Annotated in this window: 19 protein-coding genes; 9 read left to right on the top strand and 10 right to left on the bottom strand. The window is 28.5% G+C overall.

The window, feature by feature from the left end; genetic code table 11:
- Positions 1-358: 358 nt before the first annotated feature.
- Together BHAMNSH16_RS11145 and BHAMNSH16_RS11150 are read right to left on the bottom strand one after the other, a co-directional pair.
- Positions 359-2,212, bottom strand: a complete 1,854-nt coding sequence (locus BHAMNSH16_RS11145; protein WP_069731577.1) for a motility associated factor glycosyltransferase family protein — start codon at positions 2,210-2,212, stop codon at positions 359-361.
- 89 nt (positions 2,213-2,301) lie between these two features.
- Positions 2,302-3,186: a polyprenyl synthetase family protein gene (locus tag BHAMNSH16_RS11150; protein WP_008728675.1), complete on the bottom strand. Its 885-nt coding sequence runs from the start codon at positions 3,184-3,186 to the stop codon at positions 2,302-2,304.
- Positions 3,187-3,342: 156 nt separating this feature from the next.
- On the opposite strand from BHAMNSH16_RS11150, the gene BHAMNSH16_RS11155 reads away from it, so the two are divergent.
- Complete coding sequence (locus tag BHAMNSH16_RS11155; RefSeq protein WP_083250049.1) at positions 3,343-4,254, top strand: Rpn family recombination-promoting nuclease/putative transposase; 912 nt, start codon at positions 3,343-3,345, stop codon at positions 4,252-4,254.
- Positions 4,255-4,324: 70 nt separating this feature from the next.
- Positions 4,325-5,578 (top strand): phosphoribosylamine--glycine ligase, encoded by a 1,254-nt coding sequence (purD, locus tag BHAMNSH16_RS11160; RefSeq protein ID WP_008728692.1) that lies wholly within the window; start codon positions 4,325-4,327, stop codon positions 5,576-5,578.
- 96 nt (positions 5,579-5,674) lie between these two features.
- Here purD and BHAMNSH16_RS11165 read toward each other — a convergent pair whose 3' ends face one another.
- From BHAMNSH16_RS11165 to rpsF, 6 genes are all read right to left on the bottom strand, one after another.
- Positions 5,675-6,640, bottom strand: a complete 966-nt coding sequence (locus BHAMNSH16_RS11165; protein ID WP_069731575.1) for a leucine-rich repeat domain-containing protein — start codon at positions 6,638-6,640, stop codon at positions 5,675-5,677.
- 691 nt (positions 6,641-7,331) lie between these two features.
- Positions 7,332-7,910, bottom strand: a complete 579-nt coding sequence (locus tag BHAMNSH16_RS11170; protein ID WP_008728695.1) for a flavodoxin family protein — start codon at positions 7,908-7,910, stop codon at positions 7,332-7,334.
- 106 nt (positions 7,911-8,016) lie between these two features.
- Entirely contained in the window at positions 8,017-8,967 is a 951-nt protein-coding gene (locus tag BHAMNSH16_RS11175; RefSeq protein WP_008728697.1) for an aldo/keto reductase, read from the bottom strand.
- Positions 8,968-9,187: 220 nt separating this feature from the next.
- The gene (rpsR, locus tag BHAMNSH16_RS11180; protein ID WP_008728698.1) at positions 9,188-9,517 is read right to left on the bottom strand and encodes a 30S ribosomal protein S18; all 330 of its coding nucleotides are present in this window, start codon (positions 9,515-9,517) and stop codon (positions 9,188-9,190) included.
- A gap of 34 nt (positions 9,518-9,551) precedes the next feature.
- Positions 9,552-9,980, bottom strand: a complete 429-nt coding sequence (locus tag BHAMNSH16_RS11185; protein WP_008728699.1) for a single-stranded DNA-binding protein — start codon at positions 9,978-9,980, stop codon at positions 9,552-9,554.
- Between the two features lie 12 nt (positions 9,981-9,992).
- Positions 9,993-10,340, bottom strand: coding sequence for a 30S ribosomal protein S6 (gene rpsF / locus BHAMNSH16_RS11190; protein WP_008728700.1), 348 nt, complete (start codon positions 10,338-10,340; stop codon positions 9,993-9,995).
- A gap of 242 nt (positions 10,341-10,582) precedes the next feature.
- Between rpsF and BHAMNSH16_RS11195 the strand changes: the two genes are divergently transcribed.
- Together BHAMNSH16_RS11195 and gatA are read left to right on the top strand one after the other, a co-directional pair.
- Positions 10,583-11,485 carry a hypothetical protein gene (locus BHAMNSH16_RS11195; RefSeq protein ID WP_008728701.1) on the top strand — a complete coding sequence of 301 codons (903 nt, stop codon included), beginning with the start codon at positions 10,583-10,585 and terminating at the stop codon, positions 11,483-11,485.
- 158 nt (positions 11,486-11,643) lie between these two features.
- Entirely contained in the window at positions 11,644-13,092 is a 1,449-nt protein-coding gene (gene gatA, locus BHAMNSH16_RS11200; protein ID WP_008728702.1) for an Asp-tRNA(Asn)/Glu-tRNA(Gln) amidotransferase subunit GatA, read from the top strand.
- A gap of 81 nt (positions 13,093-13,173) precedes the next feature.
- Here the strand turns inward: gatA and BHAMNSH16_RS11205 are convergent, their stop codons facing one another.
- A complete protein-coding gene (locus BHAMNSH16_RS11205; RefSeq protein WP_008728703.1) occupies positions 13,174-13,407 on the bottom strand; it encodes a sulfurtransferase TusA family protein in 234 nt (77 codons plus the stop codon).
- A 262-nt stretch (positions 13,408-13,669) separates the two neighbouring features.
- Positions 13,670-14,755, bottom strand: coding sequence for a YedE family putative selenium transporter (yedE, locus tag BHAMNSH16_RS11210; RefSeq protein ID WP_008728704.1), 1,086 nt, complete (start codon positions 14,753-14,755; stop codon positions 13,670-13,672).
- A 271-nt stretch (positions 14,756-15,026) separates the two neighbouring features.
- Between yedE and BHAMNSH16_RS11215 the strand changes: the two genes are divergently transcribed.
- The 5 genes from BHAMNSH16_RS11215 to BHAMNSH16_RS11235 all read left to right on the top strand — a co-directional run bounded on the left by BHAMNSH16_RS11215 (position 15,027) and on the right by BHAMNSH16_RS11235 (position 22,799).
- Positions 15,027-16,286 carry a hypothetical protein gene (locus tag BHAMNSH16_RS11215; protein ID WP_008728705.1) on the top strand — a complete coding sequence of 420 codons (1,260 nt, stop codon included), beginning with the start codon at positions 15,027-15,029 and terminating at the stop codon, positions 16,284-16,286.
- A 20-nt stretch (positions 16,287-16,306) separates the two neighbouring features.
- A complete protein-coding gene (locus BHAMNSH16_RS11220; protein WP_008728706.1) occupies positions 16,307-17,059 on the top strand; it encodes a leucine-rich repeat protein in 753 nt (250 codons plus the stop codon).
- A gap of 94 nt (positions 17,060-17,153) precedes the next feature.
- Positions 17,154-17,978 (top strand): DUF2262 domain-containing protein, encoded by an 825-nt coding sequence (locus BHAMNSH16_RS11225; protein WP_069731574.1) that lies wholly within the window; start codon positions 17,154-17,156, stop codon positions 17,976-17,978.
- A 142-nt stretch (positions 17,979-18,120) separates the two neighbouring features.
- A complete protein-coding gene (locus BHAMNSH16_RS11230; protein WP_008728459.1) occupies positions 18,121-18,471 on the top strand; it encodes an aspartate 1-decarboxylase in 351 nt (116 codons plus the stop codon).
- A 20-nt stretch (positions 18,472-18,491) separates the two neighbouring features.
- Positions 18,492-22,799, top strand: a complete 4,308-nt coding sequence (locus BHAMNSH16_RS11235) for an acyl-CoA dehydratase activase (protein WP_008728458.1) — start codon at positions 18,492-18,494, stop codon at positions 22,797-22,799.

The following is a 22,799-nucleotide window of genomic DNA, read 5'->3' on the forward strand; positions in this document are numbered from 1 at the left end:
ACAAAAAACAATAGATATTAAATTACTGTAAATAAAATTTATAATATATTTTTAATATTAACTGTATAAAAATACAAAATTGCAACATGTCTAATAACAAAATAAATAGAGCGAAATATAAATAATTTTCTTTTGAATTTTTTTCTAATTCCCGCCCATTATCTTTATTAATTTATTTCTAAAATAAAAATTTAAATTTGTTTTTTTGTTACTGTAGAAATTATAGCACCCACCCTAGATTTTTTTAAATTTATGATGCATATACCGCACGGTGAACAAAGTAAAAAATATTGTTTTATTTTGAATTCTAATTTTTATTATATTTTAAATTTAGCTAACCGTGCGTATGATAAAATTTTTATTCTAACTCTTTGTTTATCTTTATCAATGCACGCTCTATTATATAATGGTTAAAATCAATGCTGTCTTTCATAGCTTCGTATAGCTTGAATGAGCTTATTATAGATTTATGCATAGTTTCATCTTTAAATTCAAAACCTTCTGTTATAGTTTTTATAGTTTTCTGCATAGTAATTCCTAGAAATTCGTTAACTTTGCTAATATTAAGTATTTTTATATCTGCCTCATCTAGTTTTGAAATAAGTTTGTCAACTTTTCTGTGTCTTGAAAGCTCATCATTTATTGTATAGCATAAATTAATTGCCTCTTCAGTGTATGGTTTTAATGATATAATGTCTTTATCTATTTTTACTAAACCATTTTTTAAACTTTCAAGTATTCTATTTTTATCTTCTATGTTTCTGTCATTTCTATCTATTTGTATATTTATATTATCTAATTTATCAATAAGCTCTTGAAGAGTGATATTCTCCATAGCTTTTATTATAACGCCTCCCTCTGTGGCATTATAAAATTTTATATTACTATTATTTGCACATTGAGCCTCATACCAATTTCTATACATATCAAATCTTGAATCAGTGAATACAGTTTCACCATAAACATTCTTTTCTTCTCTTAAATTACCTGCAACAAGAACTTTATATATTCTGCTGTCATAAGAATCAAGCTTTCCTATCTCAGTAAAGAAATTTTCTTCATGGTAGCTTCCTTTTATATGAGTCTGATGATTAGGAAAAGATAGATCAAGTCCAACCATTATTATAGGATTAGCACCTATTTTTACAGCAAAATCATAAGCGGCAGTGGAAACGCTTCCCCCCATAGTTATGTCGCCTCTTTTTCCTAAAGGCTTCATAAAGTATTTAGCTAATGGAAATATTGAATCTATAAAGTATATTGAGCCATTAAATGATTCTATAGCCTCATGGTCAACTGATGACTCAGCTATTAAGACCGTATCTTCAAAATGAATATTTCTGAAATATTTTGAGTTTTTCTTCTGTGGATCAATAGTTATAACAAAATGAGGAGATATGCCATGCGATGATAATGGTTTCATTGCCGTATCAACTGCTATTATAATCGCTTTATTTTTCATCTTTTTTAATTTTCTTATATTTTTTTCAAGTGAAGGTCCAGCTGACACTATAACTGCAGGTATATTTTTGTATTTATCAAAAAATCTATTAACACCATAATGAGTAGCAATTTCAACAGCATTGGAAGCTATATTATAAGCCCATAGTTTATCAAATCTTGAAATTGTATTTATATTTATTATTTTTTTATCAACTACAGAAAGAACTTTGCTTTGATAATGCATAGCTTCTTCAGCAAATAATGAAGCATAAGACCTTGTAACAAAAAACTTCACTTTTTTTGTTGTAGTTATAGATATAAACTTTTCTATATCTTCATCATCATTTCCGCCTATAAAGAAAGTTATTTTATCATCTTCAAGTATTTTGTCTAATTTGAAATTATTTATTAAAGTATTAAAAAAATTTATATCAGGTTCAATTACAGCTACAGAAACATTTAATTTTCTAACGGCATTGATTAAATAACCTCCGCCCATTCCAAATACAAATACTAAATCCAAATCTTCATCATTTTCAATTTCTTTTATTAAAGTATTAGCTTCTTTTATAGGATCATAAGCACTATGAAGAAGTATTTGTTTGCCGTTTTTTGTTGCTTTGGCAGAAGGTTTCTGTGATTTTGTTTCTATTACCTGTAGAGTTATATCCGATTCTTTAGCATTTTCAAGCATATTAATGAAATCATAAGGATATGCTCTGATATTTTTATTTATTGCTTCTAAATTAATTTTTCTAATTTCACTCATAATATATTATAATTAAATTTATATTTTTATTATTTTGTTATCGGAGAATTAAAAAAAGAATTTAATAAAATGGTTTTATTTAAATATTTTTAAGATTTTCTTTCTATTATATAGTTTGCTAATTCTATTAAAATATTTTTAGCTTCACTATCTTTATAAGGCTTTAAATATTCAATGGCTTTTTCTGTTACTTTTTTAGCCTCTTTTTTAGCACCTTCAAGTCCGAACTGCTTAACATAAGTAAGTTTGCCTTCTTTTTCATCTTTACCCACTGTTTTACCTAAAGTTTCATTATCTGAAATAACATCAAGTATATCGTCCTGTATCTGAAAAGCTAGCCCCACAGCTTCAGCGTATTTTGTTATGTTTTCTATATCATTGTCATTTTCAGATGATATTGCCCCAAGTCTTACAGCTCCTCTAATCATAGCACCTGTCTTTTTTGCATGAAGAATTTTAAGCATATCAAAATTAATTTCTTTCTCTTCATAATATAAATCTATAAACTGCCCCATAACCATTCCGTTAATTCCAGCAGCATAGCTTAATTCAAATAAAAGTTTTCTTAAAGTGCTGTCTTTAACATCTGCTTTAGAAAGTAATTGAAAAGCATGAGTTAAAAGCCCATCGCCTACAAGTATGGCATTAGCCTCACCGTATTTAACATGAGTTGTAGGTTTGCCTCTTCTTAAATCATCATTGTCCATAGCAGGTAAATCATCATGAACCAAAGAATATGTATGTATAAGCTCTAATGCTACAGCAGGTATTATTGATTTTTTATAATCGCCTTCAAAAATCTCGCATGCCAAACAAGTAAGTATAGGTCTCAATCTTTTACCGCCAGCATCCAATGGATATTTAAGCATTTCTATAAAACTATTTTCTAATTCTATACTGCTTTTATCAAATACATTATCAATAGTTTTATTAATTTCTTCTAATCTTACATTCATATATTCTTTGAGATTCATAATTCAATCCTGTTTTGATGATTTTATTTGTTATTAGCTATTATTTAAATAGTATATAATAAGAAGTAAAAATGTAAAGAATAAAAAATAATATAGTTTTAGTTTATTAAATTTAGAAATATTTACTTTTATTATCCTTTTTGTTATAATTTTTATATGAAAAATATTAACAGAATGAATGATTACTTTGTACGCTATCTTTTAGGCTCTATTGGAAATGAAGATATACTTGAAAATATAGTTAATTGCGTTCTTAGGGATTCATGCTTTCAAGAAGTACATAATTTAGAAATAATTAATCCTCATAATCTACCTGAAAATATTAATCTTAAAGAATCTGTTCTTGATATTAAAGCAATTACTAAAGACAATAAGAAAATTATTATAGAAATACAATTATCTGGAAATATAGATTTTGTAAAAAGAATATTTTATTATATATCAAAAAATATTGTTAGTGAATTAAATGAAAATGAATCCTATGATATTATTAGTCAGGTAATAAGTATTAATTTTGTGAATTTTAATATGGACTTTTATGATGAAGGTAAGGCACACAGATGTTTTAAGCTTATAGATACTGAAAATCATCAGGTATCATTGGATGTGATGCAAATGCATATAATAGAAGTACCAAGATTTATAAAAGTTCTTAATAATTCAAATATAGATGATATCAAGAAAAATAAGATATTATCTTGGATAGAGTTTTTTACAGTTAAGGATTTAAATAAAAAAGTTAAAGAAAAATTAAAGGAGGTCAATGATATTATGCCTAAAGTAATAGATAAATATGAAAGATTTATATCAAGTGAAAAAGAAATGGAAGTTTATAATGCTAGAGATGCTTTTTTATATGGACAAACTTTAATGTTAAAGAGGGAGAGAGAGGAAGGAATAAAAGAGGGTATAGAAAAGGGTATAGAAAAGGGTATAGAAAAGGGTATAGAAAAGGGTGAAAAAAATAAAGCTTTAAGTATAGCTAAAAGTCTTAAAAAATCTGGTTTAGATATTAAGTTTATCAGTAATAATACAGGTTTGAGTATAGAGGAAGTAGAAAAGTTATAACAAAAAATTACTAGTATCTATATAGTTATAGAAAATAGTTTTTATAAAATAAAAAAATTAAGGAAAAAATATGAAAATATTAGTTATAGGCTCAGGTGCCAGAGAGCATGCCATTTGCAATAATTTGAGTAAAAATGAAAGAGTATCAAAAATATATTGTGCCTTAGGTAATGCTGGAACAGCCAGAGAAGATAAATGCGAAAATGTCAAAATTTCTGCTATAGATGAAATATTAAATTTCGCTAAAAATGAAAGTATTGATTTAACTATTGTAGGAAGCGAAGAGATGCTTGTATACGGAATAGCTGATAAGTTTGAAGAAAACGGATTAAAAATATTCGGACCTAATAAACATGCTGCTATACTTGAAGGCTCCAAAGTTTATGCTAAAAATTTCATGAAAAAGTATGGTGTAAAAACCGCTGAATATGAAACATTTACAGATTATAATAAAGCAAGTGAGTATTTAAATAAATGCAGTTATCCTATAGTTATAAAGGCTAGCGGACTTGCTTTAGGCAAAGGCGTTCTGATATGCCAAGATAAAAAAGAGGCTCAAAATGCCTTAGAAGATATAATGGTAAAAAAAATATTTAAAGAAGCTGGAGATGAAATAGTAATAGAAGAGTTTTTGGAAGGTGTTGAAGCATCTATACTTTCAGTAACTGACAGCAATGTTATAATACCTTTTATATCTGCTAAAGATCATAAAAAGATAGGTGATAATGATACTGGAAATAATACAGGAGGAATGGGAGTTATTGCTCCTAATCCTTATTATACAAAAGAGGTAGAGGAGTTATTTATAAAAGATATATTAGAGCCTACACTCAAAGGAATAAAATCTGAAAAGATGTCATTTGCAGGCATAATATTTTTTGGTATTATGATAACAAAAAAAGGGGTATACTTACTTGAATATAATGTAAGAATGGGAGACCCTGAAACTCAGGCTGTACTTCAGCTTTTAGATACTGACTATTTATCTATTATAGAAGCAGCTATGAAAAAAGATTTATCAAATTTAAATATCAAATGGAAAAACAAACATGCATGCTGTGTTGTAATGGCATCGGGCGGATATCCAGCAATCTATAACAAAGGATACAAAATAGAAGGCATTGAAAATATAAAAGGCAAATGTTTTATTGCCGGTGCAAAAATAGATGAAAATAATAATATTGTTACTGACGGCGGACGCGTTCTTAATGTTGTTAATATAGCAGATACTTTAGAAGAGGCTAGAAAGTTAACTTACGAAGATATTGAAAAAATAGATTTTAAAGATAAATACTATAGAAAAGATATAGGATTAATAAAATAAATATATTAAAAAATTAAATTTACTAATATAATGAATTTCATAATTTTGGGTCTGTATTAAGAAGTATAATACTTAATATAAACCCAAAATTTTATATTATTCTCTTACAATATTTACAGATGGATCTAAATTTAAAGTAGTTCTCCAAGTCTCATCTAAAGCTTTACTGCTTGATGGTATATATATTGTTTTTAAACTGCATCCTATAAATGCATTATTAGCAATAATCATTGATGAAGGATCATCATTTAAGAATCTTACACTTTCCAAATTTCTGTCATAATAAAAAGCATTTTTTTCTATTAATTTTACAGATGCAGGTATAGTTATTGTATTTAATAAATTACAGCTTTCAAACATACTATCAGATATAGTATATAAATTATTAGGTAATTTTATGTATGTTAAATTATCGCAGTCGTGGAATGCTGATTTGCCTATAGAAGTTACAGAATCAGGAATTTCTATACTTTCAAATCTGCATAATGAAAATGCTAACTCATCTATAACATTTAATGAATTAGGTAATTTCAAAGTTTTTAAATCATAACATCCTACAAATCCCCTTCTGCCTATCTTAGTTAATGTATTAGGAAGATTTATATTTGTTAATCCCGGACAATAAAAAGAATATTCACCTATCTCTGTTATTGTGTCTGGAAGTATTATTTTTTTTACTGATTTATTAATGGCATTTGCTCCAAATAAATAATCTTGTATTTTATTGTTAGGAAAATTTACATATTTTAGAGATACTTCAATTTCTATGTTTTCCAAAGAAATATAATTAAGCATTTGAGTAATTGAACTCCAAATATCATATTTTTTAGTTGATGTTCCTTTAAATATTAATTTATATTTTCCATTATTGTTATTAGCATATCGTACTAATGCTTCTTCCATATTTTGAGTATTGGCCTCATCTATTTCTAGCCCGTATTCCAAGTATTCTAAATATTCATTATCAGTAGAATTTATATATGATGCTGGGGTAATACTATTTCTGCATGATAAAAGCAGCGGTATTAATAGTATTATAGTTAATAATATTATTTTTTTCATAATAATATTATAACAATTATTTAGAATTATTGTCAATAAAAATATAATTCTTATTAGAAATTTGTTTTTTACTTATACAGAATCCCGCCCTTTAGGCTTTTTAAATTTATATGTTATTTTTGTATTATATTTCTTTTTTGTTTACAATTGAAATTACAGCACCCACCCTAAATTTTATTAAAATTTAGGGTGTATTAACCGCACGCAGAACAGTATTATAAATATAAATGAACTAGTAATAAGAATTTAAATTATGTAATAAATTTTGCTTACCGTGCGTTGAATATATTAAAAAGTTAATTAAAAATTTGGGCGGGCAGTGCAATTTCTAGTTTTGCTATTAATAAAATAATAATTAAAATTTGATATTTAAGCAATAAAGAAAAAGGGTGTGGAAATGTAATAAAAATTTATTTAATATCAGCGTATCCAATTTTTCATTAATTAGCTGTGAATTTTATATTTATTTTGTTATCTGTCAATCTATATTTTAGAATTTTACATATTTTTTAAAAAATTATTAATATTAAGATAATTATAATTTGCGAAGAAATGAATTTTTTAATTTATATATTTGCATATCTAATTCTTTTATATACTGCAGGCATATTCTATAACTAGAATAAAAAATATATTTTAATTATAAAATTTTAAAATAAATAAAAATATATGAATAACACTATGATATTTTTTATCTTCTATCTAAAGCCTTCATTAAATAAGCTATATTTATACCAAGATTTTTTATAGTTTTTATTCCTTCTTCATCATTTTTAACATCTTCAATATCTTTACCAAAAGCAAAAGTCCAATAGCTTGATCCTGCTAAAAACATATCCTGAATAATTAAAAAATGATTCATAGCATCAATCGCATTCAAAGCACCGCCTCTCCTTGAAGCACAAACAGAAGCCCCAGCCTTATATTTAAATAAGTTTTTATCCCTATGCATATCAGAAATAACGGATGCCCTCTCTAAAAATGCCTGAAGATTAGAAGAAATATTTGCACTGTAAACAGGAGATGCTAATATGATACCATCAGCATTCTTCATCTTATCAAAATATTCCTGAAAATTATCATTTCTATGCACACAGTTAGTTTTTTTAGCACAGCCCCAGCATGCTTTACAAGGTTCTATCACTTGTCTTGCTAATTGTATCATTTCAGTTTCGATTCCTTCCTTGTTAAGCTCTTCAAATATTATATTTATAAGAATAGCAGTATTTCCGTCTTTTCTCGCACTTCCATTAATAGCTAATACTTTCATTTTATAAAACCTCTTTTATCTATTATTTATCATAATGTTTAAATACTAATCTTATATAAAAATTAATATTTAAACATTATTTTTTAGTTTTTTATTTATTATAAAACTATTTCATATTCTCTTCCCATTCTCTTACTGTTTTTATATTAGTATCATCTGCCAATTTTTCTAAATATTTAATTTCATCTTCTTTTAATTGAATATTTTCAGCCTCTTTTGCTTCTTCAACTTGATGTACTTTTGTAACTCCAATAATAGGTAAAGTTCCTTTAGATATAGCCCAAGCAATGCTAACTTGTGCGGGGCTTGCATTATATTTTTTACCCACGGTTTTTAATCCTTCAATCAATATTTCCAATTCTTTTAAGTGAGAATTATAAGCCTTATCTCTTGCAGTATCTTTTTTGAATGGATTTGTGCTATTATATTTTCCTGTTAATGCTCCTTGTTCTAAAACCATATAAGAAAAAAATATAATTCCCTTATCTTTAGAATATTTTAATATGCCAGAGTTTTCAGAAAATCTATCTAATAGACTAAAATGATTTTGAATAGCTGATATTTTTAATCCCTCTTTTTCAAGTATATCTTCAGCTTCTTTAATTTGTTCTATATTGAAGTTTGAAAGTCCAATACTTTTAATTTGTTTATCTTTAGCTATTGGTATTATATAATTTATCCATTTTTCAAAGTCTAATGGATTATGAATCCAATAAATATCTATTTTGTCAGTATTAAGACGTTTTTTACTTTCATCAAGCATTTCTTGAATAGGATTATCAGATTTTCCAGCTATTTGAGGAGTAAATTTTGTTGAGATTATAATATCATCTATATTTGTCAAAGTTTTAATAAAATTACCCAATATACGCTCTGAACTACCTTCTCCATAAACTGTCGCAGTATCCCATAAATTTAGACCTAATGACATTGCTTTATCAAATACAGGTTTTAATTCTTCTTCAAATAAACTATTTCCAAAAACTTGATCTCCCCCTGCCAAACCTGATCCCCAAGACCAAGCTCCTAATGCTATTTTAGGCATTTTTATTTCCATAAAATGAACTCCTTTATAGTTATTAAATTATTTTGGATTATAAATATTTTTTTTATAATATCAAATATTTAATTGTTATATTTAATTATGCTTAATAGGTATGGAAGTGAGATTATTATATTTATTAATTATTGATATTTTGTTATAAAAGAAAAGAGTTAAAATAAAAAAGCCGCCGTAATTAACAGCAGCTTTCATAATTTTTATATTTCAGTAAAAATTAATATCTAGTTTCATAAGGTAAAAGTGCTATATTTCTAGCTCTTTTAATAGCTTTAGTAACTAATCTTTGATGTTTAGAGCAAGTACCGTTTAAGCGTTTAGGTATAATTTTACCGCTGTCTTTAACATATCTTTTTAATAATTTGATATCTTTATAATCTAATACATCAATATTATTTTTGCAGAAATAGCAAACTTTTTTCTTAAAGAATTTTTTTCTTCCATCTTTTTCATTAGCTTCTTTATTAAAATGAGGCTTTCTTTCACCTTTAGCTTTTACCTCTTCTTCGTTATTATTATTTTCTACATTATTATTTTCTAAATCCATTGTTTTTCTCCTAAAAAAATTATACTCTTAATTATTAAAATGGCACTTCATCATCATCTTCAAAACTGCCTAAATCAACATTTCCGCTAGAAGCAGAAAGAGAATAGGCTGTATCCATACCGGAAGCAGCATTAGCAGAAGTTCCAAGCATTTGCATAGACTGCATAATGATTCTCACTTTAGATCTTGCAGTATTAGTATCTTTATCTTGCCATCTTTCCTGTCTTAAAGTACCCATCACAGCAACTTGCTTTCCTTTTGTAAGATATTTGCTTACAGTTTCAGCCATTTTTCCAAAAGCAACAACATCAAAGTAATTAACTTCAGTAGCATTTTTGCTGCTTACATAATAATTATTTGCTATAGAAAACTCAGCAACAGCACTTCCGCTAGGTAAATATTTAGATACAGGATCTGCTGTAAGTCTTCCTATTAAAGTTACACTGTTAAAATCTGTAGCCATAATAAAACCTGCTTAAGCCTCTTTAGAAGCTTCTTCATTAACATTTTCTTTATTATTTTCTTTTTTATTTTTTTGAATAATTTCATCTAAACGAACTATTATAAATCTTAATATGCTAAGCTCATAACGAAGTTCTTTTTCAATGCTTGATAAACTGCTGCCGTCGCATCTAAAATGGTAATAGTAGAATTTACCCTGATTAACTTTACGAATAGGGTAGCTTAAATTATGAATACCGTAATCAGCTTCATTAAAGATTTCAGCATTATAATTTTGAAGAATAGTTTTTACATGATCTTTTGCATTTTGATGCACAGCGTCATTGATTTCTGTTACGAATAATATTTCATATTCTCTCATCGTTTTTAACTCCTTGGACAAAGCTTCTCTGAGTTTGTATTAATTTTATCACAAAAGAAGCGAAGTATGTATTTTAATCAAAATATAATAAATTATTTTTTACAAAAAGTCAATATATATAACTTTATTATTAAGTTATGTTTAATAAAAGTATAAAAAATATCTGCAAGTAAACATAATGCATTTGATTTTATTATTCAATAATAGTATAATAATAAATAATAAAAATCTTGGAGAACAAAATGAAAAAATTGCTAGTTATGTTTTTGTTTGTAGCTGTAAGTATCTCTGCTTTTGCTTATGAAACAATTCCATATATGTTCCATGATATGGTTCCTTATGGAATTAGTCCAGATGAAGTAAATGAGATATTAATGGCTTCTAATTTCTCTTCAGCTGCTGCTGAACCTGTAAGCGGTACATTTTATGTTAGTAAATATCCTGACCCAGATTTAGTATGGTATAATCCTCATACTATGAAATGGATAAATGTTAAATTTACTACTAATGATGTTTCAGAACTTTTCACAAGAGATTCTGGTATTTTATATTTTAACTATGTAGTTACTAATGAATTTAAATGTATGACAGTTAGAGCTGATAATATTAACGATGATGCTACTTTAGCAGGAAAAGAAACTAAATGGGCTTATAAATTCTTCTTTCATGAAGATAAATTATTTGCTGTAAGTGCTGTTTATGAAGGCGATTACACTTTACAGCAGTATAAAGAGAGAAATGAAGGCAAAGAATATGCTCACCCTGGATATGTAATGTCAAGAGGTTTATTCAGCAGAACTTTAGGCGGTTTCCACACTAAATACGGCGGTTTCCACAATAGCGGATACACTACTTTTGATGATTTTACTTCTATGAGATATGGTAATTATGCCAACAGTGCGGCTAATACTTCTTTAGCAGTTTATTATGCTACTTACGGCGGTAAAAGTATTAACTTTGTTGCTTCTTATGTAGATAATTTTAGAATGCAGCCTATAGCTAATAGATTCCAAAAATCATATTATGAAAATTATTTTGATTTTGCTGATGTTCCTGTAGGAATACCACCTGAAATTAATCCTCCTAAAGATGAAAATGCAGATGAGAATAATAATAATACTCAAGCTACTGATAATGCTCAGTAATTATAATTGATTTTAATAAATAGAGGGTCTGTATTTTGCAGGCTCTCTATTTTTTTATATTATAGTTTAAAAAATATATTTATTTTTTGCAAAAAACATTTATACATGATATAATCTTTCAAATTAATAACTTTTATTAATGGGAGAGGTTTTTTATTATGGAGTTAAATGAATTGACTATAATTCAAATAAGAGAGAAATTAAAAAATAAAGAAATAGATGCTCCTACATTAGTTGATTCTATTATTAAGAATATAGAAGAGGACAATAAAAGAGATGATAAAATATATGCATATATTGAAATTTTCAAAGAGGAAGCATTAGAACAGGCTAAAAAAGCACAAGAAAGAATCAATAATGGAGAAGATTTACCTTTGCTTGGAGTTCCTTTAGCTATTAAAGATAATTTATGTTATAAAGATCATTTGATGACAGCTTCTTCAAAGATGCTTGAAGGGTATAAAGCTCCTTACACAGCACCTACAGTTCAAAGATTAATAGATAACGGTGCTATTATCATAGGCAGAACTAATATGGATGAGTTTGCTATGGGAGGCACTACAGAAACTTCAAATTACGGAGTTACTAGAAATCCTAAAAACAGAGACCATGTTCCGGGAGGTTCTTCAGGCGGTTCTGCTGCTGCAGTTGCTGCTAATTTTGCTTTTGGTGCTTTGGGCAGTGATACAGGCGGATCTATAAGACAGCCGGCTTCTTTCTGCGGTATAGTTGGTGTTAAGCCTACTTACGGCAGAGTTCCTAGATTAGGATGTGTTGCTATGGCAAGCAGTTTAGACCAAGTGGGACCATTAACTAAAGATGTTAAAGATGCTGCTTTAATGACTAAGATTATTTCAGGATTTGACCCTAAAGAATCTACTACTTTAAATATTCCTGTACCTGATTATAATTCATATTTAGACGGAAATATTAAAGGTATGAAAATAGGACTTGCTAAAGAGTATTATGATACAGATTTAATATCTCATGATGTTAAAGAGAATGTTATGGAGGCTATAGGTAAATTAAAAGATCAGGGTGCTGAAATTGTTGATATTAGTTTGCCTAATGCTAAATATGGTTCAAGAGTTTATACAGCTGTTATGGATGTTGAGGTTGCTTCTAATATGGGAAGATATGACGGTATAAGATACGGATATCACCCTAAAGGCGATTTCAATTTAGATGAATATTATTATACTTCAAGAAGTGTAGGGCTTGCTTTTGAAACTAGGGCTAGAATATTGTTCGGTACTTTGATGACAGGTAAAAAATTCTTCTACAGCCATTATCAGCATGCTTTGAAAGTAAGAAAACTTATGCAGATGGACTTTGATAATGCATTCAAAAATGTTGATGTTATAATTTCTCCTACTTCTCCTGTAACTGCAGGTCTTTTAGGTACTAGAGATCAAACAGACAGTGCTTTAAGTTTCTTGGCTGATAGTTATGTTTCTAACATTAACTTGGTTGGATTACCTGCTATGAGCGTACCTTGCGGGGCAGATAAAAATAATATGCCTATTGGTATACAATTTATTACTAAGCAATTTAATGAAGTTGATATGTTTAGAATGGCTTATGCTCATGAATTGGCTAATAAATAATTGAATTTTAGTTTTGAATATATAAGGGGGCTTTAATGCCTCCTTTTTTATGTATTTGTAAGAATGTTTAAATGATATTAATTATTTTACTTTTGTTAAAGTTACAAGTATATCTTCATTTTCTATATGTTTGAAGGTTCCTTCATAACCGTATTTTTTGCATCCTCTGATAACACTTTCACAGCTTGAATGTCCGCTTACCAAAACTTCTATAATAGTATTTAATTCTGTATTATTAATAGCAGCACATTTTGCCTGAAAAGAAGCCTGAGAACATGACATTCCTCTAGTATCTACTTTTATAGTATCGGGCATATAAAATCCTTTTAAATTAATTTAAAGATGCAGAGTATTTTTTCAAATTATGTAAGTTTTATTTAGAAAAATTCTTAATTATAAATATTATATTTTTTATCTAAATCTTTTTTATAACCCATGCCTCCGCTTTGTATTATCATAACTTTATTAAGTTTTAAGAATACAAAGCAGAGGCAAAGATTATTATATTACTTCCAAAAATTTTTTGCGGTATATCTCTTTTTATATTATTGCAGCACACGGCTGTAAGAGAAATATATCATTCAGCAGTATTTTCTTTCATTGTAAAGCCAATGATTATACAAAATACCAATCCTAAAATAACAGCTCCCATTCCGTAAGTAGTAGGTCCAGAAGTAGAACTTGCTAAATTAAAGTTATGAGCAAATCCGGCACCAACTAACATACCTATAACGAATATAAAACTGTCCATATTTCCTTCCGCAGATTGTATCATTTGTCTTCCGGGACATCCTGCACCTAAAGTGAAAGCTAATCCTGTAAGAATCATTGATACAGTATTCCATAAAATATTTGTATGGGCTATTGGCTGATTTTCCATAGATAAATTAAATCTGCTTGTAGCTATATTAACTATAAAAGCAGCAACGATAAAAGCTATAACACCTTTAGTCATATGGAAATCTTTCATAAATATTCCGTCTCTAAGTCCGCCTACAGTACAGAATCTTGATTTTTGAGCTATGAAGCCTATAACTATTGCAGCTATTAATGATATAATTATAGGGGCTTTCATACTTCCCGGACCTGATTCAGAAAAGAATATTGGTCCGCCTTCAGAAAATTTAGTTTGTTTCAATAATAAAATCAAAAGCATTATTGATATAATTAATGGAAGGAAACCTACTAACTTATTTTTATAAGCTTTTGGCTGACCTAAAGAGAAATTTTGCTTCCAGAAGAAAACTCCTATTCCTCCGCCTATAATAATGCCTATTAAGCCAAATATTCCGTTAATATCTCCTCCAGCCACTCTAAGCAAAGTTCTCCAAGGACATCCTAGAAAAACTAAAGCCCCTATCATAGCAAAGAAGCCTAAACAGAATCTTATAATAGGCGAACTTCCCCCCTTAGGAACGAATTCTTTAGAGAGTATTGCCGAAACTGTAGCACCAATAACAAGCCCTATTAATTCAGGTCTTATATATTGTACAGCAGCCGCTCTATGTAATCCCAAAGCCCCTGCTAAATCTCGGGTGAAGCATGCAATACATATACCCATATTAGCAGGATTGCCCATTACAGAGAGCCAAGCAGCTATAGCACCTATAACAGCACCGGCTATTATAACTCCTATAGAGCTTGTGAAAATGTTTTTCTTCATTTTCAACTCCTTTAATATATTTTTATGTAATTTTATAACAAAAAATATTTATTATCAATATATTAATATCTAAAATATTTTTATTATTTAAAATCTTTTAATCTTTATTCAAATTAAACAATTTAAATGAAATTTTCATAATATAATATTTTAATGAACAGTATATGATATTGTATATAATAATTTTTATTTTTTGTATTTTAAAACATAAAACTTTATATTGACATTTGTAAATTTTTTTTATATTTAATCATGTTAGGGTTATTGTAGTATGTTTAAGTATTTTATTAGTATCATAGTTATATATATTATTTGTATTAATATAATTTATGCTCAAACTTCTTCTTCAGACATACAAAATTTTTATGCTTCTTATTTAAATTCTAAAGGGTTAAATTCTCCTGATATAGTAAATTGGGTATTACAAAATAAATATCTAGAACAATTTTTTGAAGGTGCTAAGAATTATATAAACAATATAAATCCTGATGATTGGAATAAAGTAATTAGTGATCCTTCTTTAATTTCTTTGTATACAGAAAATGAATATGCTGTATTAATGATGGCAGGTCCTGAATATTTATACAATACCTATGCCTTTAATTTAGGTATTTCTTCTTTGGTGATGGATAAATTGAAAAGAAAAGCGTTTTTTAATGCTGCCTCCGGAGATAATTATGGCTTAGTGATACCCATGCATTTCCCATTAGGTACTATTGGAATAGGTACTTATGTTAATATGACTTATGAAACTTTTACTAAGTATGAAAAGTATGACAATAATTTAGTTAATTTAATCAATTCTATAGATAGAGTGGCACTTCCGTATGTTCAAATTTTTTCTTCTATTAATGCGTGGACTGCTCCATTATCTATTGGTTTGAGGGTTGCTTTTATGCCAGGATATAGTGATTTATTTAAACCTTTCATAACAGATATATATGTTGAGGCTTTAGGAGTTCATACAGGATTAGATTTGAAATTTTATATATATAGAAACAAATATATATTTTTAGATATGAGAACTGATTTTAATTTTGATTATGGTACATTAGAATTGTCATATAAAAATTCTTCTTCTTATCAAAGTGTTTATGCAGATCATTCTATAAATACAGGTGCTTTTATAACTTCGGATGCAAATTTGAAAAATAAGTGGATTAGTTTTGCAGCAACACCTAAGATTGTTTTTGGATTTAAACCGCAGGGTAAAGTTCCATATATTGATTATTTTGCAATTTATGGTTCGGTTGGGGTTGATTTAGTGTATTCTACTTTGGATTTAATGGGTAAATTTTCTTTAAACACTATTAAATCTATACTTCCAAACAGTACAATATATGATTTTTATACAGATCTTCCTTCGTTTGAGCTTAAAAACTCATATTTTTATTATGATATAAGATTTGGACTAACTATAGATATATTTTATCAATCTATATCTATTGAATATGCATTATATTCAAAAAGTTTTTCTTTCACATTTGTACCATTTGTTTATAAATTTGTAGGAGAGCCTAAAAATAATTAGTTTATTTTGGAGATTAATTTATGAAAAAATTATTTGTTTTTTTAGTATTAATGATTTTTATTTTATATTCATGCAATAGTGAATTCCTTAAACCGGAAGATGAAGTAACAAATTTTGATTATACTAAATATTATATAAATCTAGATTATATACCCGGAGGCGGTTCTCAATTTTCTTGTGAGGATATATTGTACTCCATAGGAAAAAGCAGCACTAAAGATATGCTTTGTATAAGAGGCATAGTAAATCCTGATTCATTGACAAGTATTGCTAACTGTCTAGAGAATAATAAACTTTTAGTATATTTAGATTTAAGATATGCATCATATAATAGAAGCGACGGTAGTAAAATATGGGGCAATTTTTTTCAAAGTAAAACAAATTTAAAAGCTATTTATTTTCCGTATGATATAGGAGAAATATATTATAATGTTTTTCAGGATTGTTCAAATTTAGAAATTTTAATCATACCTGCTAGCTTAGTTACTATGCGTCCGAACATGTTTGCTAATTGTACAAAATTAACAACAGTTCTATATTATGGAACTAAAATAATATTTAAAGGAGGAGATACTCCCGGAGAATCATGGACTGGAATATCTTTAGAACAAATGACATTATATTTGGCTAATATCAATAGGAATGAAGTTTCAGAATCTGATATGAATCCTAATCCGACATCTGGTTACGGCAGTTGGCCTAAATGGGCTGGATACAAATGGAAAGAGGTAAAATTTAAAGGTGAGTTTGATGAGAAAGCTATTGTTCGTTAATTTACTAGATTGGTATAATAAAATTTAGTTTGTTTAAATAATAGAGCAGTTTTTTTAATTTATAAAATTATTTATTTTTATTAATGGATTTATAATGTTTTATTTACAAAAAGAAAGTGAATTTTTAGAAGAATATAAAGATGCAGCATTTATAGTAGGGTCTCCTGATTTCTTTGGGGCAAGAACAGAAGATGATGATAAAATTAATGTTCTTATTATATGCATTGCGTATAAAGACATTGAAACAGGATATATAGAAAAAAATAAAAAAATAGTTGTAAGAATGAAAATTGATGAAAAAGAATTGGATTATTATAAAAAGATAATTAAGAGAGAATCTATTGTTAAATTAAAAGTGAGATATGAGAAAGAACAGGGAGATGAGCTTGCTGAGTTTTTGCTTGCTGATATTATAGATAATAATTACAAAGATGAAGATTTGAATAAAATGCTTAAAGAGTATTTAGAGCCTATTTACTATAATGATGAAGTTCTTGGGAGTTTTTTATACAATAGAATGGTTGGGGCTTTTGATAAAGATATTGAATGGCTTAATGATAAAAAAGTGCTTATAGCATTTGATGATTCTACTGAAATTGATAAAGATAAAGCGGTTTCATTTTTAAGAAATGTATTTTTAAATAAAGAAGAATTTGATAAAAAAATAAAAGATTATTCTGCTAGAAAAATTATCAGAGAGGGTAATAATATTGTTTCTAAAAATGGGGGAAGTGTTATTGATGAGGAAGTATTTATTAAAGAGTTTATGAGTAAAATTGATTTTTTGGAAATTATAGTTCATGAAAAAGATGATTATATTAATTATAGATTGGGAAATAAAAGAGTTTTTAAAATGGATATAATTTCTGAGGGTAATTTAAATGGAAATTTATTTAATGCTTTTATAAGTCCTTTTTGATTATATGTATAATATGTGTTATTATATTATTATTAATAATAGTATATAATAACTATTATTAATAAATATTTATATTTGTAATATTGACATTTTCTAATATAATCGGTAAAATATTTGTAAAAATGATTATGGATTTTTATATATGATGAGAAGTGTCATAAAATCCAAAATAAATAGACTTACAGTTACAAGGACAGATTTAAATTTTAGAGATTCAATAACAATAGATGAAGCTCTGCTCGATAAATCGGATATAATGGGCGGGGAGAGGGTATCTGTTATTAATTTAAGTAATGATATTCGCTTTGAAACTGAAGTTGTTAAAGGTATAAGGGGTACAGGTATCATAGGCATAAATGGAGACAATGTTCATTATGCCAAAAAAGATGATACTATAATAATTCTTTCTTACGGACATATACCGGAAGAAAATATAAAGAATTATAAAACTAAAATAATATTTGTTAATTCGTATAATATGGTACTTGAATAATAAAAATTAGGAGAGATATTATGGAAAAAATTTTCAAAGCAGGTATTGATATTGGTTCAACTACCGCAAAAATGGTTGTATATGATAATGACAATAATATGATATTTAAAACTTATGTTAGGCATAATGCGGATATAAAAGATACATTATTGTCAATATTAGATAATTTACATGCTATGCATGGTGATCTGAAACTTTCACTTGCTATGACAGGTACAGCAGGTATGGGTATATGCGAGAAGACAGGTGTTAGCTTTGTACAAGAGGTAATTGCTTCTTCAACAGCTATCAGAAAGATTTATCCTTATGGAAGAACTTTGATAGATATAGGAGGAGAAGATGCTAAAATCATAGTATTTGATGATAATTTCAAAGCTGATATAAGAATGAACGGTAACTGTGCCGGCGGTACAGGTGCTTTCATAGATCAAATGGCTACACTTCTTAATGTTCAGCCTTCAGAGCTTTCTACATTAGCTGAAAAATCAACTTCTATATATCCTATGGCAAGCAGATGCGGAGTATTCGCTAAAACAGATGTACAGACTCTTATAAGCCGTGATATACCTAAAGCGGATATTGCTAAAAGTATATTCCAAGCTGTTGCTGTTCAAACTGTTAATACTTTAGCTAAAGGTTTTGAGATTAAGCCTAAAATATTATTTACAGGCGGTCCTTTAACATTCCTTCCGGAATTAAGAAGGACTTTCTTAGCTCTTTTAGATGCTACAGAAGATGATATGTATACTGTTGAGCATCCAGAATTAACTGCTGCAATAGGTGCTGCTTTCGGAGAAATAGAAGAGCAGACTATAATAAAAGTTTCTGATTTTACTAAATTAGTTGAAAATATTTCAGCAGAAGTAAAAATCACTAATTCTAAAACAAGAGAAGCTTTATTTACAAGTCAGGAAGAATATGAAAAGTGGCAGGAAGATCACAGCAAAGATAAAGTAAAATCTGCGGATGTGTCTACTGTTAATGGTAAAAATACATTCTTAGGTATAGATTCCGGATCTACTACTACAAAAATTGTTATTATTGATGAGGACGGACAGGTAGTTTTAAGACATTACAGAAATAACAATGGTAATCCTGTAGGTGCTGTTACTGAAGGTCTTACAGAGATTAAAAAAGAATTAGATGAAAAGAATATTAAAATAAATATAGCAAGAACTGCTGTTACAGGATATGGAGAAGATTTAATAAAAGCTGCTTTCAATATGGACGAAGGTATCGTTGAAACTATGGCTCATTACAGAGGAGCTAAGGCTTTTGATAAAGATGTCAGCTTCATACTTGATATAGGCGGACAGGATATGAAGGCTATATTCATTAAAGACGGTATTATAGAAAATATTGAAATTAATGAAGCTTGTTCTTCAGGCTGCGGTTCATTCATAGAAACATTTGCACGCGGAATGGGTTATAAAGTTGCTGATTTTGCTAATATTGCCTGCGAATCTGCAAGTCCTTGCGATTTGGGAAGCCGCTGTACAGTATTTATGAACAGTAAAGTAAAACAATCATTAAGAGAAGGTTCTTCTGTTTCTGATATTTCTGCTGGTCTTGCTAAAAGTGTTACATTAAACTGTTTTACTAAAGTATTAAAAATTACTGATACTTCTATTTTAGGAGATCATATAGTAGTTCAGGGCGGTACTTTCAAAAACTCTGCTGTTCTTCGTTCTGTAGAAAAATTCTTAGATAAAAAAGTTATTCGTCCTGATATATCAGAGCTTATGGGTGCTTATGGATGTGCCTTGCTTGCTTTGGATACTTATAATACTAAAGAAGAAGATACTACTTTTATAGGTTTGGATAATTTACAGGAAGCTAATGATTATGAAAGAAAACAGCTTACTTGTAAAGGCTGCGAAAACCTTTGTACTGTTACAAGATTGAAATTCAAAGATTTAAAATCATTCTATACAGGAAATAAATGTGAAAGAATATTCTCAAATAAAGGTACAGGCGAAAAGAAATACGGTATGGATATTACTCAGAAAAAACTTTCTCTTCTTTTTGACAGACCTTTAGCTCCAGCCTCAGATGAAATAAAAGGCACTATTGGTATACCTCGCGTACTTAATATGTATCAAAACTTCCCATTCTGGGCTACTATACTTGTAGAATGCGGATACAGAGTACAGTTATCATCTCCTTCTAGTATGGCTATAGCAGAAAAAGGTTCTGGTACTGTTATGAGTGATAATATATGTTTCCCTGCTAAAATAGCCAACGGACATATATATGATTTGATAGAGTCTAAAGTAGACAGAATATTCTATCCTTCTGTAGTATTAGAAAAAACTGAAGATGACGGAAGTGTTAATAGTTATAACTGTCCTGTAGTTACAGGATACCCTGATGTAATAGACAGTTCTATTAGTCCATTAACTAAATACGGCATACCTTTTGATGCTCCGACAATTTCTTTCTTGAATGAAGACTTATTATATAAAGGCTGTAAGGCTTATTTTGTTAAAGTTTTAGGAATAAATAAAAAAGATTTCGACAGAGCTTTCAAAATGGCTTTAAAGGAACAGGTAAGAATTAAAGAAGAATTAAGAGCTGAAGGCAAAAAAATAATAGAACATGCCAAAGAAACTCAAACTCCTACAATACTTATAGTAAGCAGACCTTATCATATAGACCCATTAATCAATCATAAGATACCTGAAACTATTGCTTCATTCGGTATCAATGTTATTACAGAAGACGGTTTGGATATAGATGAATCTCTTGCCGATGTTCAAGTATTAACACAATGGTCTTATCCTAATAAAATGTTTAAAGCTGCTTTATGGGCTTGCAAACAAAAAGATATGAAACTTGAGATAGTTCAGATTAACAGTTTCGGATGCGGTCCTGATGCTACTACTTCAGATGAAATAAAATCTATACTTAATGCTTATGGTAAGAGTCCTACTTTGGTAAAAGTTGATGAAATTTCAAGTCCCGGAAGTATCAGATTAAGAATACGCTCTATGATAGAAAGTATGAAGATGAAAGGTGATTTTACTGTAAGTGATGAGCCTAACAGAACTATTATTAAAAGATATGAGAAAAATGACAGACGAGCAATACTTGTACCTAAATTCGGACAATTCTATGATCCTATGATTTTAACTCTATTAGAGAGAAGCGGATATGATACAATTCCTCTTCCGGAACCAGATGTTGAATCAGTTGAACTTGGTTTAAGATATGCCAATCAGGATATATGTTATCCTGCAACAATAGTAATAGGGGATATTATAAGAGCCGTACAAAGCGGACAATATGATCCTAAAAATATAGCTGCCGGTATTACTCAAACAGGAGGACAATGCCGTGCTAGTAATTATGCTTCTCTTATAAAAAGAGGTTTAATTAATGCAGGTTATCCTGATGTTCCTGTTGTTACAGTTGGTTTAACAGTTATTAATGATCAGCCGGGTTTCGAGCTTTCAAAAATTGATTTGATGAAAGAGGGTATTATAGCTATGCCTTATGCTGATGCTATATCTACAATGTATTATTATTGTGCGGCAAGAGAGGTAAAAAAAGGAGAATCTTTGGCTCTTGCTAATAAATATATAGCTTTACACCCTAAAGATTTTGCTCTTAAAGCCACTGATAAATTATTAAAACAGGCTATAGCAGAGTTTAATGCCATTGAAACTAATGAAGATTTATCTCTTCCTAAGGCCGGTTTAGTTGGAGAGATTTATGTAAAATATAATAAATTTGCTAACGGAGATGTTTGCGATTGGTTAATGTCAAAAGGTGTTGAGGTGATAGTTCCTCCTGTATTTGACTTCTTTGTACAGAAAGTTATAAGCGAACAGGTTAATAAAGAAACTAATGCAAGAGATGTATCATTCTTAGGCTATTACGGCTCTAAAATATCTGAAAAAGTTATTGATATGAGAATAGATTCTATAAATCAGATGATGTCTAAATTCAAAGGTTTCAGACCTGCTCATCATATACGCCATATAGCTGAAAATGCTGCTAAGGTTACTGCTATGACTAATCAATTCGGAGAGGCTTGGCTTTTACCGGGTGAAATAGCAACTTTCGCAGAAGAAGGCGTAAATAATGTACTTTGTCTTCAGCCTTTTGGTTGTATTGCTAATCATATTATAGCTAGAGGTATTGAAACTAGACTTAAAACTAGATATCCTGATTTGAATCTTCTTTATTTGGATATGGATGCTGGTGCTAGTGAAGTTAATACTATAAACCGTTTAGAGTTCTTCGTTCGTTCTGCTAAAGACAGCATGAATACTTCAGTGAATATCAATTATGTTAAAGAGTCAGTTGGAGAATATGCTAAATAA

The sequence above is a fragment of the Brachyspira hampsonii genome (genome assembly GCF_002214805.1).
In the GTDB taxonomy this organism is placed as follows: domain Bacteria; phylum Spirochaetota; class Brachyspiria; order Brachyspirales; family Brachyspiraceae; genus Brachyspira; species Brachyspira hampsonii.